Here is a 14,035-nt window from a genome sequence, read left to right as displayed (position 1 = left end):
TTGTTTCTCGGGGTTTTTAGGACTTCGTCGGAGGCCTTTGTACTGCTGAATGGTGCCCGGGGTCGGACTCGAACCGACACGCCTTGCGGCGGGGGATTTTGAGTCCCCTGCGTCTACCGATTTCGCCACCCGGGCGGCATCAGACGATGTGGCGGCATTCTACCGGCCGCCTGTGCAAATGTAAATCGGGATCTATCAAGCAGCCTCAGTCGTTGCCGCGGCTTTTCAGGGCCAGCTCGTACAGTTTCTTGCGCGGCAGGCCGGTGTACTCGGCCAAGAGACCGGCGGCCTGCTTGATGGGCATCGCGGCAGCCATGCCTTCGAGCAGCGCGAGGGTCGCCGCGTCGATCTCCTCGGCGGGGGCGGGCGGTGCGGCGTCGATGATCAGCACGCATTCGCCGCGCTGCTGGTTGCTGTCGGCGCGCACCCGCTCGGCCAGTTCGCCGGCGGGCAGGCGCAGGAAGGTCTCGAAGGTCTTGGTCAGCTCGCGGGCGAGCACCAGCGGACGGCGCTCGCCGTAGACGGCGACCATGTCTTCCAGGCAATCGAGCAGGCGGTGCGGCGCCTCGTAGCAGACCACCGCGTAGTCGGCGTCGCGCCAGGCTTCGAGCTGCGCGCGGCGCTGGCCGCCCTTGGGCGGCAAGAAGCCGGCGAACAGGAAGCGGCCGGTGTCGAGGCCAGCGGCGGACAGTGCGCTGACTACGGCTGACGGGCCGGGCAGCGGGCAGACGCGGTAGCCGGCGGCCCAGACCGTGGCGGCCAAGCGTGCACCGGGGTCGGAGATGCCGGGGGTGCCGGCGTCGGACACCTGCACGATCTTCTGTCCCTCGCCAAGCCAGCCGACGACGCGCTCGGCCATCGCCGCCTCGTTGTGTTCGCGCAGGCTGACGAGCTTCTTGTGCAGGCCGTACGCGGAGAGTAGCGCGCCGCTGACGCGGGTGTCCTCGGCCAGCACGATATCGCACGCGGACAGTGCGGCGTACGCGCGCAGGGTCAGGTCGGCCAGATTTCCAATGGGGGTGGCGACCACATATAATGTTCCGCTTTGGACAGTCTCGCGGGCGGAATCAATCAAGTGATCAAGCGTCGTATGCAAAATCTTGCTCCGTGGCTGCTGGGTGCAGGGTTGTGGATGGCCGCCAGTGTAGCGTCTGCGACCGGTGCGGACTACATCCTCAGGCAGAATGCGCTTGCCGCGCCGCAGGCGCCCGTCCCCGTCACGGCGCCGCTCGCGCAGGATGCGGCCTCTGCGCCGGCTGCGGGCAGCATCGCGACGCAGGCGCCCGTCTGGCCGCCGCTCGAAGGGCGCAAGGTGCGCATCGGCCTGTTGCTGCCGCAGGCGTCTCCCCTGTTGGGCGAGGCGGCCTCCGTGGTGCGCGCGGGCTTTGCCGCGGCGCTCGCGAGCGAGGCGCGCGGCGACGTCGGCGTGACCGAATACGCGTTCGCCGACCGTACCGGGCTCGAGCAGGCGTACCGTGCGCTTGTCGCACAGGGCGTCAACGTGGTGGTCGGCCCGATGACGCGCGGCGAGATCAGCCAGCTTGCGTCGCTGGTTGGCAGTGTGCCGGTGCTCGCGCTCAACACCACCGAGGGCCTCGCGCCTAGGCCCAAACTTTACAGCCTGTCGCTGTCGGTCGAGGCCGAGGCGCGTCAGGTCGCGTCGCTGATGAAGGAAGACGGCGTGCAGCGCCCGCTGTTGGTGTTCGGCGCGGATACCCTGTCGCAGCGCCTGCGTGACGCCTTTCTTGATACCTGGACGGCGCGGCGCGGGACTCAGCCTGTCGTGCTGGCGTTCGATACGGCCAGCGGCGCCGTGCTGGACGCGGCGCTGTCCGGTACCGACGCGGTGTTTTTCGCGCTGCCCGCGCGCGAGTCGGCGCAGCTGAAGATGATCCTGCCGTCCGACCGGCCGGTGTACGCGACTTCGCTCGTCAACGTGCGCGAGAGCTTGCCGGCACTTTCCGGCGTGCGCTTTGTCGATATGCCGTGGCTCTTGATGCCCGAGCACCCGCTGGTGCGCCAGTACCCGCGCCCGGCGCAGGCGCTGACGGTGCCGACCGAGCGCCTGTACGCGCTGGGCGTCGACGCCTACCGGCTCGCGCTGAGGCTCTCCGGCACGCCGCCGGCGGTCGGCAGCCGCGTCGACGGGGTGACCGGCGAGCTGCGCCTGCAGCGCGACCTGCAGTTCCAGCGGACGCTGCCCAGATGGGTGAAGACCGACAGCGCGCAGCCTTAAGCGGCGCCGACGCCGAAGACCGCGCGCTTGCGCTGCTGCTTTCGGCCGGCCTGCGTCTGGTGACGCGCAACTGGCGCTGCCCGGGCGGCGAGCTCGACCTGGTGATGCGCGACGGCGCAAGCTGGGTGTTTGTCGAAGTGAGGCTGCGCGCGTCGCGCCGTTTCGGTGGCGCGCTGGAGAGCATAGACGCGCGCAAGCGCACGCGGCTGGTCAAGGCAGCGACCCGTTATCTACAAGAGTACCGCGTCGACGCGCCTTGCCGCTTCGACGCGGTGGTATTCGAGGGCGCAGATGCGCCGCCCTTATGGATCAAGGACATCATCGCGTGAACGCGCGACCACCGAGGAAGGATAGGCCATGGACCTGATTGCCCGCGTCAACGGACACTTTATCGAAAGCATCGCGACCAAGCAGTCGGCGATGGAAGCGCTGGCCCCCGGCGTCGCGCTGGCGGCGGAGGTGATGGTCGCCTGCCTGATGAACGAGGGCAAGATCCTCGCCTGCGGCAACGGCGGTTCGGCTGCCGACGCGCAGCACTTCGCTGCCGAGATGGTCGGCCGCTTCGAGAAGGAGCGCCCGGGCCTTGCCGCGATCTCGCTGGCGACCGACACCTCGGCGCTGACCGCGATCGGCAACGACTACGACTTCGACCTGATCTTCTCCAAGCAGGTGCGCGCGCTCGGCCAGCAAGGCGACGTACTGCTGGCGATCTCTACTTCCGGCAACTCGGCCAACGTGATCGAGGCGATCGCCGCCGCGCACGAGCGCGGCATGCGGGTGATCGCGTTCACCGGCAAGGACGGTGGCAAGATCGGCGAAATCCTGTCCGCAGACGACGTACACCTGAACGTGCCGGCGACACGCACCGCGCGCATCCAGGAAGTGCACCTGCTGCTGATCCACGCGATGTGCGACGCGATCGACTACATGCTGCTGGGGGGCGAATGATGAAGGCATGGAAGAGCCTGGTGGTGGCGGGGGTGTGCGCGGCGACCCTGTCCGGCTGTGTCGGCTTGGTCGCCGGCGGCGCGGTGGGCGCAACGCTGGTCGCGACCGACCGCCGCACCAGCGGCGCGTACGCCGACGACCAGGTGATCGAGACGCGCTCGGCGGCAAAGATCGCCGAACGCCTGCCCTCGGCGCATGTGAACGTCACCAGTTTCAACCGCGCGGTGCTCCTGACCGGCGAAGTGCCGTCGGCCGAGGCGCGCGCGCAGGCCGAGCAGCTGGTGCGCGGCCAGCCGGGCGTGCAGAAGACCTGGAACTATCTGGTGGTCGCGCCGGCGAGCCCGCTGTCCGCACGCAGCAACGACACCTGGATCACCAGCAAGGTGCGCGCGCGCATGCTCGACGGCCAGGGCTTCTCGCCGAACGCGATCAAGGTCGTCACCGAGCGCGGTGTGGTCTACCTGCTGGGTCTGGTGACGCCGGCCGAGGGCGAGGCTGCCGCCCGTGTCGCTAGCGAGACGGCGGGCGTGACGCAGGTGATTACGGTGTTCGAGCCGATCAGCGAAATGCGCGCGCAGTAAGCCGCGCCGCATCTGCCGCTGCCGACAGCCCGGTTGATCCGGGCTGTCTTTGTTTTTAGCGGGCGACCTGTACGTCGGCGCACAGCACGTGCAGGTCTTCGTCGATCTCGATCGCCATCGACAGCGTCACACAGTTGCGGGTGTCGGTCATCGACAAATAGGGCTCGCTCATATAAAGCACGCCGGGCTGGTCGATCGCGTGCTGGAAGTAGCCGCGGCGCGACCACACCGCGCCGGTGGTGTTGGCGAGCGGCGCGAACTTGGGCTGGCCGGTATCGGTACTGTCGCGGGCGTTCAGGTTGCGGCCGATCTGGCGGCCGCTGCCATCGAGCAGGAAGCAGCGGATCACGTCGGGTAGCGCGAGCATCGGCCGCGCGGCGTCGGTGAAGGCGGTGCCCTGCATCAGCGCGATCGCGCTTTGCACGAAGGCCTGGCGCGCAAGTTCGATCTGCCGGCGCGAAAGCTTGCGCTTCATCAGTTCGCGCACCATCAGTTCGTCCCAGCGCGCATCGACGCGCGGGGTGATCGCCTCGTCCTGATCAGGCACCGGCGCGGGGCGGGCGATGTAGTAGCCCTGCACCAGGTCGCAGCCCGATTCGAGCGCGACCAGCACGTCAGCCTCGGTTTCCACCCCTTCGATCACCACTAGTGCACCGATTTCGTGCATCAGGTGCACCAGTTTGGTGAGCAGGTTGCGCGTACGTGGCTGCTCGGTCGAGCGGCGCAGCAGGTTGCGGTCGAACTTCACGAAGTCGGGTTCGAGCAGGCAGACCCGGTCGAGGTTGGAGTGGCCGACGCCGAAGTCGTCGACCGCGATCAGGAAACCCGCCTTGCGCAGGCGGCGGGCGTTGTCGATCAGCGCGTCGTCGGCTTCCAGCGCGTGCTCGAGCACTTCGAGTACCACCTTCGACGGCGAGAGGCCGCTTTCCACCACGCGCGCGGCCAGCGCGTCGGCGTGGTTGCGGCTGGCGAGCGTCGCTGGGTCGACGTTGAGGAACAGCCAGCGGTCCGTGCCGGCTTCCCGCGCCGCGTGGCGGCAGTGGGTGGCGGCGACGTCGAGGTCGAAGCGGTGGCGGTCGCCGGTGTGGCGGGCGTACGCGTCCAGCGGCGAGATTGGCGCGTCGCCTTCGCGCGCGCGCAGCAGGGCCTCGACGCCGACGGTGCGGCGGTGGGCGAGGCTGTAGATCGGTTGCTGGTGGCTTTCCAGGGTCAGTTCGGGCACGGCGGGCTTTCCAGTGGCAGTCGCGTGTGACTTAGCAAGACGCGTTCCAGTGTACCTGCCCGCCGGCGCAAGGCAAATGGCATGAAAAAACGGGCGCCGAAGCGCCCGTCCGTTTTCCTGCGTGCGGGGTCAGTCCTGCTGGATGCCGGCGAGCAGCCAGCGCGGGCTGTTGCCTTCCTTCACGTAGTGCCAGGTCTCGCTGAACGGCTGCGCGGGCGCGCCGACTTCTTCGCTGACCGTGCCGGTGAAACGTACGCTGGCGATATGGCGCCCGCCTTCGGTCGCCGCGTCGACCACCTGGCAGTCAAGCTGCGGGAAGTCCGCCAGCGTCTGGTTGGCCAGTATCTCGGCGCGGATCTCGGCGAACATCTCCGGCGTCATGTACTTGCTGATCTCGTCGACGTTGTCCGCCGAGTTGAGGCTTTGCAGGTGCATGAAGGTCGCCTTGGCCTGGCGCAGGAAGTGCGCGGTCTCGGTGCCGTCCGGCAGGCGCTGGGCGCCGAAGGCCGGTGCGCTGGCCGCAGCGGCAGCGCCGCCGGCGAGGCCGGAGCCGATCTTCGGGATGCCGCCGAACTGGGCCGGCGCCGGAGCAGGCGCCGGTTGCGGCGCCGCGTACGGGCCTGCTGGCTGCGGCACGCGCATGGCGGGTGCGGCCGGGTGTGCGGCGCGGCGGCGGAACAGCATCATGCCGCCGACGAACAGCAGGCCGAGCATGGCCAGCGTGCCCCACGGCATGCCCGAGCCGCTCTCGCTGGCACCGGACGACGAATCGCTCATCGCCGAGCCGAGCATGTAGCCGGCGGCGGCGCCGGCCGCACCGGCAGCGACGGCGGTGCCCAGACCTGGGCCCTTGCGCGGTTGCTGGGCAGGTGCCATCGGCTGCGCCGGCTGCATCGGTGCCGGCTGTTGATAACTCTGGCTCGGGGTCGAGCGCTTCATGCCGAAACTCTTGCTCTTGCCGAGCTTGGCCGCTTCGGCAAAGGGCGCCGCGAGCAGCGTTGCCAGCGAGAACGCGAGAACGGCTGTCTTCGCGCGAGTAACCATGTGTGTATCTCCTGTGAGGGGGTTGGGCTGTGACCGGCCCGTGTCGGACAAAGTTCGGTCAGCTCGCGACTATTTCAAGCACTTCGGCGCAGCCGTCGGCGACCCGGAAGCGCACGTCGCAGTCGTAGAGGCGCACGCCGTACACGCGCGCCGGGTCCTGCTGGTAGGCCGGGCGCGGGTCTTGCGCCAGCACTTCCTCGGCCAACTGCACCAGATCCTTCGCGTGCCCGGCGAGGGCGAGCTGCTGCAGCGCCTGCGGCTGCCAGCGCACGGCAAGCCTGGGCGGCGGGCCGTCGACGAAGCCGCCGCGCGCGTCGCTGACCGCCTCGACGAAGGGGATGTAGGGCTTGATGTCGAGCACCGGCGTGCCGTCGACCAGGTCGGCGCCGGAGATGTGCAGGCGCACGCCGTTTTCGGTGTCGACCGCGTGCAGGCGCACCAGCGACAGCCCCAGCGGGTTGGGGCGGTGCGTCGCGCGGCTGGCGAACACGCCGACCTTGCGGTTGCCGCCCAGCCGCGGCGGGCGCACCAGGGGCTGCCAGCCGCGTTCGGCGGTCTGGTGGAACACGAACTGCAGCCACAGGTGGGAGAAGGCTTCCAGCCCGCGTACCGCGTCAGGCTGGTCGAAGGGAGGCAGCAGTTCGACGGTCTGCCGCGCCGACGGCGCGAGGAACGGCTGGCGCGGCACGCCGAATTTGTCGCGGAACGGCGAGCGCACCAGCGCGACCGGGGTGAAGGTGTAGTCCATCGGCCGATTGTAGTGGCCGCGGCCCGCGCTGCCAAAGCCGGGTTCAGCCGCCGAAATGGCGCAGGTGGCGGCCGGCGAGCCGCTCGAGCGGCAACAGCACAAAGAAGTCGGCGCAGTTGAAGTCGGCGTCCCACGCCGGCTCGCCGCACACCCACGCGCCGGCGCGCAGGTAGCCGCGCAGCAGCGGCGGCATCGGCTGCAGGGTCGGCGGGGTGTGGATGTCGGCAAGCGGCAGCGCGAGGCGCGGGGTGACCCGCCACTCGGCCGGCGACAGGTGAGCCGCCTCGACGCGGCGGTGGACGCTGGCCGCCAGGTGACCGCCGTCGGCGAGGCCGACGCTGGCGCAGCCGGCCAGGTAGCGTGCGCCGTGCCGCCGCGCGTAGTCGGCGAGCGCCCCCCACAGCAGGGTGATCACCGCGCCGCCGCGGTAGTCGGCGTGTACGCACGAGCGGCCGACCTCGAGCAGCGCGGGCTTGAGCGCGGCAAGCCGCGACAGGTCGAATTCTTGCTCGCTGTAAAGCCTGGGCAGGCGGGCCGCCTGCTGCGGGGGAAGCAGACGGTAGGTGCCGACGACGAGGCCGTTGACGCGGTCCTCGACGATCAGGTGGTCGCAGCAGGCGTCGTATTCGTCGCGGTCCAGCCCCTCGTGCGCCGAGGGCAGCGCGGCGCCGAGCTCTTCGGCGAATACCGCGTAACGCAGGGCCTGCGCGCGGCGGACGTCGTCCGGGCTGCTGGCGAGGCGTACGCCAAGGCGGGCGGCGGGCGTGGCACGTTGGGCAAGTTGCAGCATCGGTCGGCTCCTGGGTGGGATGCCTTGATGCTGCGTGCGCAAGTTGACGGCGCGTTTGCAGGACAATGATGTTTTTATGAAACTGGCACGTGGACTGCCCGCCATACCCCTGTCAAATCAATGTCTTAGCCCGTGGCGGCGTTTTGGCGTACAATGCCCGGCTTTGCTGGATTTCTGGGTTGAGCATGATCTATCCGACGACTTTCGACGTGATTGTGGTGGGCGGCGGCCACGCCGGGACCGAAGCCGCGCTGGCAGCGGCGCGCATGGGGCAGCAGACGCTGCTCCTGACGCACAATATCGAGACGCTGGGGCAGATGAGCTGCAACCCGTCGATCGGCGGCATCGGCAAGGGTCATCTGGTCAAGGAGGTCGACGCGCTAGGCGGTGCGATGGCGCTGGCGACCGATATCGGCGGCATCCAGTTCCGCACGCTGAACGCGTCGAAGGGGCCGGCGGTGCGTGCGACGCGCGCGCAGGCCGACCGCATCCTCTATAAGGCGGCGATCCGCGACATGCTGGAGAACCAGCCCAACCTCACGCTGTTCCAGCAGCCGGTCGACGACCTGCTGCTCGAGGGTGACCGCGTCGCCGGCGCGGTGACCGCGATCGGCGTGGTGTTCCGTGCGCGCACCGTGGTGCTGACCGTCGGCACCTTCCTGTCGGGCAAGATCCACGTCGGCCTGGAAAACTACACCGGCGGCCGTGCCGGCGACGCCGCGGCGACCGTGCTCGGCGCGCGCCTGCGCGAACTCTCGCTGCCGGTCGGCCGCCTGAAGACCGGCACGCCGCCGCGCATCGACGGGCGTTCGATCGACTTTTCCGTGCTGGAAGTGCAGCCGGGCGACACGCCCGAGCCGGTGTTCTCGTTCCGCGGCAACCGTGCGATGCACCCGCGGCAGCTGCCGTGCTGGGTCACCCACACCAACTTGCACACCCACGAGATCATCCGCTCCGGCTTCGACCGCAGCCCGATGTTTACCGGCAAGATCGAGGGCGTCGGCCCGCGCTACTGCCCGTCGATCGAGGACAAGATCAACCGCTTCGCCGACAAGGACAGCCACCAGATCTTCCTCGAGCCGGAAGGGTTGACCACGCACGAGATCTACCCGAACGGGGTGTCGACCTCGCTGCCGTTCGACATCCAGCTGGCCGCGCTGCGCTCGATGAAGGGGCTGGAGAACGTGCACATCCTGCGCCCCGGCTACGCGATCGAGTACGACTACTTCGACCCGCGCGGCCTGAAGTCGACCTTCGAGAGCAAGGCGATCGCCGGCCTGTTCTTCGCCGGGCAGATCAACGGCACCACCGGCTACGAGGAGGCCGCCGCGCAGGGCCTGCTCGCGGGCCTGAACGCCGCGCTTTACAGCCGTGGCGAAGAAGGCTGGTGCCCGCGACGCGACGAGGCGTATCTGGGTGTGATGGCCGACGACCTGGTGACCAAGGGGGTGGCCGAGCCCTACCGCATGTTCACCAGCCGCGCCGAATACCGGTTGCAGTTGCGCGAGGACAACGCCGACCTGCGCTTGACCGAGACGGGGCGCAAGCTCGGCCTGGTCGGCGACGCGCAGTGGGACGCGTACTGCCGCAAGCGCGACGCGGTCGAGGCGGAAAAGCAACGCCTGGCGGCGACCTATATCCACCCGGCCAAGCTGCCGGCCGGCGAGGCCGAGCGGGTGACCGGGCAGGCGCTGGCCCGCGAATACAGCCTGCTCGAGCTGTTGCGCCGCCCCGGCGTCGACTACGCGGCGCTGATGACGCTGGAGGGCGCGGGCGAGGGGTTGCCGGCGGGCGAAGTTGCCGAGCAGGTTGAAATTCAGGTCAAATACCAGGGCTATATCGACCGCCAGAACGAAGAGCTGGCGCGCCAGGACAAGCTGGACGACATCCGGCTGCCGGAGGGTCTGGACTTCACGCAGGTGTCCGGCCTGTCCAAGGAAGTGCAACAGAAACTGACGCAGCAGCAGCCCGAAACGCTGGGCCAGGCTTCGCGCATCCAGGGGGTGACGCCGGCCGCGGTGGCGCTGCTGATGGTCTACCTCAAACGCGGCCTGGGCCAGACGAAGAAAGACGCATGACACATTCCGAAGAACTGCGGCGCGGTGTCGCCGCGCTGGGCTTGGCGCTGGACGAAGCGCAGCTCGAAAAGCTGGCCGGCTACCTGACCCTGCTCGGCAAGTGGAACCATACCTACAACCTGACTGCGGTGCGCGACGAAGCGCGCATGGTCAGCCATCACCTGCTCGACAGCCTGACGCTGGTGCCTTACCTGAGCGGCGCCCGGCGTCTGCTCGACGTCGGTTCGGGCGGCGGCATGCCGGGCATCCCGGCGGCGATCGCGCGGCCCGACCTGTCGGTGGTGCTGCTCGACGCCAACAGCAAGAAGACGACCTTCCTGCGCCAGGCGGCGATCGAGCTGGGCCTCACCAACGTCGAGGTGGTGACCAGCCGCGTCGAGGCGTACCAGCCGGAACAGAAGTTCGACCTGATCACCAGCCGTGCCTTCTCCGAGCTGGCCGACTTCGTGCGCCTGACGCCGCACCTCATGGCCGACGGCGGCCAGTGGCTGGCGATGAAGGGCGTGTGGCCGTACGAGGAAATCGCCCAGTTGCCCGCGACCGTCGAAGTGGTCGAGGTGTTGCCGCTGAAGGTGCCCGGCCTCGAGGCCGAGCGGCACCTGGTCAGGATCGCGCAGCGATGAGCGCGCGCGTCATCGCCATTGCCAACCAGAAGGGCGGCGTCGGCAAGACCACCACCGCGGTCAACCTGGCGACCGGGCTGGCCCAGCTCGGGCGGCGGGTGCTGCTGGTCGACCTCGACCCGCAGGCCAACGCGACGATGGGCAGCGGCATCCAGAAGAGCGGTCTCAAGCACACGGTCTATCAGGTGCTGCTCGGCGACGAGGAGCTCTCCGACGTGCGCCAGCGCTCGGTCGAGGGTGGCTACGACGTGCTGCCGGCGACGCGCGACCTGGGCGGCGCCGAAGTCGAGCTGGTGCAGGAACTGGCGCGCGAGGCGCGGCTGAAGAACGCGATCGCGCAGGTCGAGGACGAGTACGACTATGTGCTGATCGACAGCCCGCCGTCGCTGACCCTGCTCACGCTGAACGGGCTGGTCGCCGCGCAGGGCGTGCTGATCCCGATGGTGTGCGAGTACTACGCGCTCGAAGGCCTGTCCGACCTGGTGACCACGCTGCGCAAGGTGCGCACCGCGGTCAACCCGAAGATCGAGATCCTCGGTCTGGTGCGCACCATGTTCGACGCGCGCAGCAACCTGTCGCAGCAGGTGTCCGCCCAGCTGGCGGCGCACTTCGGCGACAAGGTGTTCAGCACGGTGATCCCGCGCAATGTCCGCCTGGCCGAGGCACCGAGTCACGGGCTGCCCGGCGTCGTCTACGATCCCTCTTCACGCGGTGCGCAGGCCTATCAGGCGCTGGCGGCCGAGCTGGTCGCCCGTCTCGAAGGCGCGGCCGCCACGGAAGTACGCTGATATGAAGAAACTGAAAGGACTGGGGCGCGGCCTGGACGCGCTCCTGGCCAACGCCGACCCGGCCGACGACCGCCTGCTGACGCTGCCGGTCACCAGCATCCGTCCCGGACGCTACCAGCCGCGCGCCCATATGGACGAGACGGCCCTCGAAGAACTGGCCGCCTCCATCCGCGCGCAGGGCGTGATCCAGCCGGTGGTGGTGCGCGAGCTTGGCCTCGGCGACTACGAGCTGATCGCCGGCGAGCGGCGCTGGCGCGCCAGCCAGCGCGCGGGACTTACCGAGATTCCGGCCGTGGTGCGCAGCGTGCCCGATGAGGCGGCGATGGCGATGGCGCTGATCGAGAACATCCAGCGCCAGGAGCTCGACCCGATCGAGGAGGCCAGGGGCCTTGCCCGCCTGATCAAGGAATTCGGGCTGACCCACGACGCGGCGGCCGGCGCGGTCGGCCGCTCGCGCAGCGCGGTGTCCAACCTGCTGCGCTTGCTGCAGCTGCCCGAGTCGGTGCAGCACCTGCTGCACGTGCGGCAACTGGAGATGGGGCACGCGCGCGCGCTGCTCGCGCTGCCGGCGCCTGCGCAGGTCGAGTTTGCCCAGCTCGCCGTCGCCAACGGCTGGTCGGTGCGCGAAGTCGAGCGCCGCATCCAGCAACTGGCGGACACCGTGACGCCCGCCGCGCCAGCGCGCAAGCACGCCGACCCCGACGTCGCCAGGCTGTGCGAGACGCTGTCCGAGCGCCTCGGCGCCAAGGTCGCGATTCGCCCGGGCAAGGGTGGTTGCGGCAAGATGACTATCGAGTACTCGTCGCTCGACGAGCTGGACGGGATCATCGGCCGCCTGCAGCACGGCGAGTAAGCCTCTCGTCCGCCGCGCCTTGCCTGCGGGCAGGCGCGGCTTTTTTCAGGTCTTGCCGCTCAGCCAGCCCAGCACCTCGGCCGCTCTTGGCGCGAGGTAGCGGCTGGCCAGACGGACCACCGTCAAGGGCCGGCTGAACCTGAGCGGCAGTGAGAGCCTGAGTAGCTCGCCATCATTCACCCGCTCCCGCACCGCCAGCGACGAAACCAGCGCGCAGCCCAGCCCGGCGCCGACCGCGTGCACGATCGCTTCGCTGGTGTTGAAGGTCAGCGTGGCAGGCGTTTCACCCAGCAGCGGCAGCACGAGCTGCTCGAACTGCACCCGGCTGCTGGAGCCCGGCTCGCGGATGATCCAGCGCTGCTTGCCCAGCGCCGCCCAGCCTGCGCCTTCCCCCTGTGGCCATGCCCAGTCGCGTGGTGCGATCACCCACAATTCGTCCTCTTGCCAGGGCGTGGCCGTCAACCCCTGGTCCAGCACCTCTCCCTCGATCAGCGCCAGGTCCAGCTCGTAGCGTTGCAGCTGGGCGCATAGCGCCTGGCTGTTGTGGATCTCGGCTTGGACTTGCACGTCCGGAAAGCGCGCCATCAGCTCGGCCACCAGCCGCGGCAGCAGGTAGTTGCCGATGGTGTCGCTGGCACCCAGGCGCAGCCGGGTCGGCAGCGCGTCTGCCCGGGAAAACTGCTGCTCGATCTGCTGCGCGCGGGTCAGCAACTCGTCCGCCAGCGGCAACAGCGTCTCGCCGGCAGCGTTCAGGCGCAGGCGGTAGCCGCTGCGGTCGAACAGCGTCGCGCCCAATTGGCGCTCCAGCTCCTGCAGGGACTGGCTGAGTGCCGCGCGGCTCAGGCCCTGTTCCTCGGCGGCGGGCGCGAGCGAGCCCAGTCGGGCGACGGCGAGGAAGGCTTGTAGTTGGCGCAGGGTCAGGTGTGTTGTCAATTTAATATTTACGCCATGTAAAAAACATCCAGATTTTATTTATTTTTGGCCGGTCGTACAGTGTGTGCATCGAAAGCAGCGCGGCAGGCATCCGACGGATGTCCCGCATTTCAAGGAGCTCAGCATGCATACGACTCTGCATCAACCGGCCAGGCTGGCGGACAACGCCCGTTGGCACGACTGCCTGTGTGCCATTCCGACGCCGATGGGCGGTCTGGCATTGGGCATTGCCAGTCTGGGCTGGTGCTGGGAGAACTTCATGCCCGCCGGCGGCCTGTTCCAGTTGGCCGGTGCCGGCATCGCCAGCGTGCTGCTATTGTCGCTGCTCTTCAAGTTTATCCACGCGCCGCAACTGTTGCGTCAGGACCTGGCGCACCCGGTGGTCGGCAGTGTGGTGCCGACCATGGCGATGGCGCTGATGGTCGTCTCCAAGGCAATTTCGCTGTTCTCGCTGCCGCTGGCGCTGACGGTCTGGTTGTCGGCCATCGCCCTGCATCTGGTATTCCTGGCGAGTTTTGTCTGGCACCGTGCCCGCGACTTCCGTCTGCACCATATGGTGCCCAGCTGGTTCGTGCCGCCGGTAGGCATCATCGTCGCAGCGGTCAGCTTCCCGGGCGGTTCGCTGCTGTGGCTGGCGCAATCGCTGATCGCCTTCGGGCTGGGCTGCTACCTGTTGATGCTGCCGGTGATGATCTACCGCCTGGTGTTTGCCAGCGAGGTGCCCGACCAGGCCAAGCCCACGCTGGCGATCCTGGCCGCGCCGGCCAGCCTGGGTCTCGCCGGTTACCTGACCGTGGTGCAACAGCCTTCGTTCCTGCTGGTGGGGCTGCTGGCCGGGATCGCGGTGCTGATGACCAGCGTGATCTACCTGTTCTTCCTGCGCCTGATGCGCCTGCCGTTTTCGCCTGCCTACGCAGCCTTTACCTTTCCGCTGGTGATCGGCGCGACCGCGCTCTACAAGCTGGCGGTTCAGCTGGGTGCGTGGGGGTTGGGTGCCGAGTATGTGGCGCAAGTGCACGCGCTGGCCGATTTCGAATTGCTGGTCGCCGCGCTGGTGGTGGGCTTTGTCGCCTGGAAGTACCTGCACCATTACCTGATCGCGCATCTGGTCCGCCACTGAGAGGGCGTACGGGGTGGCGGCCGTAAAACCTGCTGCTATAAATACATTAGTAGATAACTGAATTTCCATAT

At 68.6% G+C, this 14,035-nt stretch carries 15 protein-coding genes and 1 tRNA gene; 9 read left to right on the top strand and 7 right to left on the bottom strand.

The window, feature by feature from the left end; translation table 11 throughout:
• Nucleotides 1–50: 50 nt before the first annotated feature.
• Nucleotides 51–135: transfer RNA gene (locus GZH52_RS12155), tRNA-Leu, on the bottom strand.
• Between the two features lie 70 nt (nucleotides 136–205).
• Nucleotides 206–1,030: a 16S rRNA (cytidine(1402)-2'-O)-methyltransferase gene (gene rsmI, locus GZH52_RS12150; RefSeq protein ID WP_163316723.1), complete on the bottom strand. Its 825-nt coding sequence runs from the start codon at nucleotides 1,028–1,030 to the stop codon at nucleotides 206–208.
• Nucleotides 1,031–1,090: 60 nt separating this feature from the next.
• On the opposite strand from rsmI, the gene GZH52_RS12145 reads away from it, so the two are divergent.
• From GZH52_RS12145 to GZH52_RS12130, 4 genes are read left to right on the top strand one after another with little or no spacing between them, the layout of a single operon-like run.
• A complete protein-coding gene (locus GZH52_RS12145; RefSeq protein WP_163316722.1) occupies nucleotides 1,091–2,236 on the top strand; it encodes a penicillin-binding protein activator in 1,146 nt (381 codons plus the stop codon).
• Entirely contained in the window at nucleotides 2,206–2,565 is a 360-nt protein-coding gene (locus GZH52_RS12140) for a YraN family protein (RefSeq protein WP_163316721.1), read from the top strand. Before GZH52_RS12145 ends, GZH52_RS12140 begins: the two co-directional genes overlap by 31 nt.
• 28 nt (nucleotides 2,566–2,593) lie before the next feature.
• On the top strand, nucleotides 2,594–3,184 hold the full coding sequence (locus GZH52_RS12135) for a phosphoheptose isomerase (protein ID WP_136552516.1): 591 nt from the start codon (nucleotides 2,594–2,596) through the stop codon (nucleotides 3,182–3,184).
• Complete coding sequence (locus tag GZH52_RS12130) at nucleotides 3,181–3,765, top strand: BON domain-containing protein (RefSeq protein WP_163316720.1); 585 nt, start codon at nucleotides 3,181–3,183, stop codon at nucleotides 3,763–3,765. The genes GZH52_RS12135 and GZH52_RS12130 overlap by 4 nt, the downstream gene beginning before the upstream one ends.
• A 55-nt stretch (nucleotides 3,766–3,820) precedes the next feature.
• On the opposite strand, the gene GZH52_RS12125 is transcribed toward GZH52_RS12130, so the two are convergent.
• The 4 genes from GZH52_RS12125 to GZH52_RS12110 form a co-directional block, all read right to left on the bottom strand.
• Nucleotides 3,821–4,987, bottom strand: coding sequence for an EAL domain-containing protein (locus GZH52_RS12125; protein WP_163316719.1), 1,167 nt, complete (start codon nucleotides 4,985–4,987; stop codon nucleotides 3,821–3,823).
• Nucleotides 4,988–5,116: 129 nt separating this feature from the next.
• The gene (locus GZH52_RS12120; RefSeq protein ID WP_163316718.1) at nucleotides 5,117–6,031 is read right to left on the bottom strand and encodes a Tim44 domain-containing protein; all 915 of its coding nucleotides are present in this window, start codon (nucleotides 6,029–6,031) and stop codon (nucleotides 5,117–5,119) included.
• 58 nt (nucleotides 6,032–6,089) lie between these two features.
• The gene (gene tsaA, locus GZH52_RS12115) at nucleotides 6,090–6,779 is read right to left on the bottom strand and encodes a tRNA (N6-threonylcarbamoyladenosine(37)-N6)-methyltransferase TrmO (protein ID WP_163316717.1); all 690 of its coding nucleotides are present in this window, start codon (nucleotides 6,777–6,779) and stop codon (nucleotides 6,090–6,092) included.
• Between the two features lie 43 nt (nucleotides 6,780–6,822).
• Nucleotides 6,823–7,569, bottom strand: coding sequence for a GNAT family N-acetyltransferase (locus tag GZH52_RS12110; protein WP_163316716.1), 747 nt, complete (start codon nucleotides 7,567–7,569; stop codon nucleotides 6,823–6,825).
• A gap of 185 nt (nucleotides 7,570–7,754) precedes the next feature.
• Here GZH52_RS12110 and mnmG point away from each other — a divergent pair, with 185 nt between their 5' ends.
• The 4 genes from mnmG to GZH52_RS12090 are packed head-to-tail and all read left to right on the top strand — an operon-like array spanning nucleotide 7,755 to nucleotide 11,911.
• The gene (gene mnmG / locus GZH52_RS12105) at nucleotides 7,755–9,647 is read left to right on the top strand and encodes a tRNA uridine-5-carboxymethylaminomethyl(34) synthesis enzyme MnmG (protein WP_163316715.1); all 1,893 of its coding nucleotides are present in this window, start codon (nucleotides 7,755–7,757) and stop codon (nucleotides 9,645–9,647) included.
• Nucleotides 9,644–10,270: a 16S rRNA (guanine(527)-N(7))-methyltransferase RsmG gene (rsmG, locus tag GZH52_RS12100; RefSeq protein WP_163316714.1), complete on the top strand. Its 627-nt coding sequence runs from the start codon at nucleotides 9,644–9,646 to the stop codon at nucleotides 10,268–10,270. The genes mnmG and rsmG overlap by 4 nt, the downstream gene beginning before the upstream one ends.
• On the top strand, nucleotides 10,267–11,058 hold the full coding sequence (locus GZH52_RS12095; protein ID WP_163316713.1) for a ParA family protein: 792 nt from the start codon (nucleotides 10,267–10,269) through the stop codon (nucleotides 11,056–11,058). Before rsmG ends, GZH52_RS12095 begins: the two co-directional genes overlap by 4 nt.
• A 1-nt stretch (nucleotide 11,059) precedes the next feature.
• The gene (locus GZH52_RS12090) at nucleotides 11,060–11,911 is read left to right on the top strand and encodes a ParB/RepB/Spo0J family partition protein (RefSeq protein ID WP_163316712.1); all 852 of its coding nucleotides are present in this window, start codon (nucleotides 11,060–11,062) and stop codon (nucleotides 11,909–11,911) included.
• Nucleotides 11,912–11,956: 45 nt separating this feature from the next.
• Here GZH52_RS12090 and GZH52_RS12085 read toward each other — a convergent pair whose 3' ends face one another.
• Nucleotides 11,957–12,844, bottom strand: coding sequence for a LysR family transcriptional regulator (locus GZH52_RS12085; RefSeq protein WP_163316711.1), 888 nt, complete (start codon nucleotides 12,842–12,844; stop codon nucleotides 11,957–11,959).
• 124 nt (nucleotides 12,845–12,968) lie between these two features.
• On the opposite strand from GZH52_RS12085, the gene GZH52_RS12080 reads away from it, so the two are divergent.
• Nucleotides 12,969–13,964 (top strand): TDT family transporter, encoded by a 996-nt coding sequence (locus tag GZH52_RS12080; RefSeq protein ID WP_203525736.1) that lies wholly within the window; start codon nucleotides 12,969–12,971, stop codon nucleotides 13,962–13,964.
• The last annotated feature ends 71 nt before the right edge of the window (nucleotides 13,965–14,035 follow it).

The organism is Crenobacter caeni (assembly GCF_010435965.1).
Classification (GTDB): domain Bacteria; phylum Pseudomonadota; class Gammaproteobacteria; order Burkholderiales; family Chromobacteriaceae; genus Craterilacuibacter; species Craterilacuibacter caeni.
Note: the sequence above shows the minus strand (reverse complement) of the source record. Positions and strands in the feature narration are given on the sequence as shown.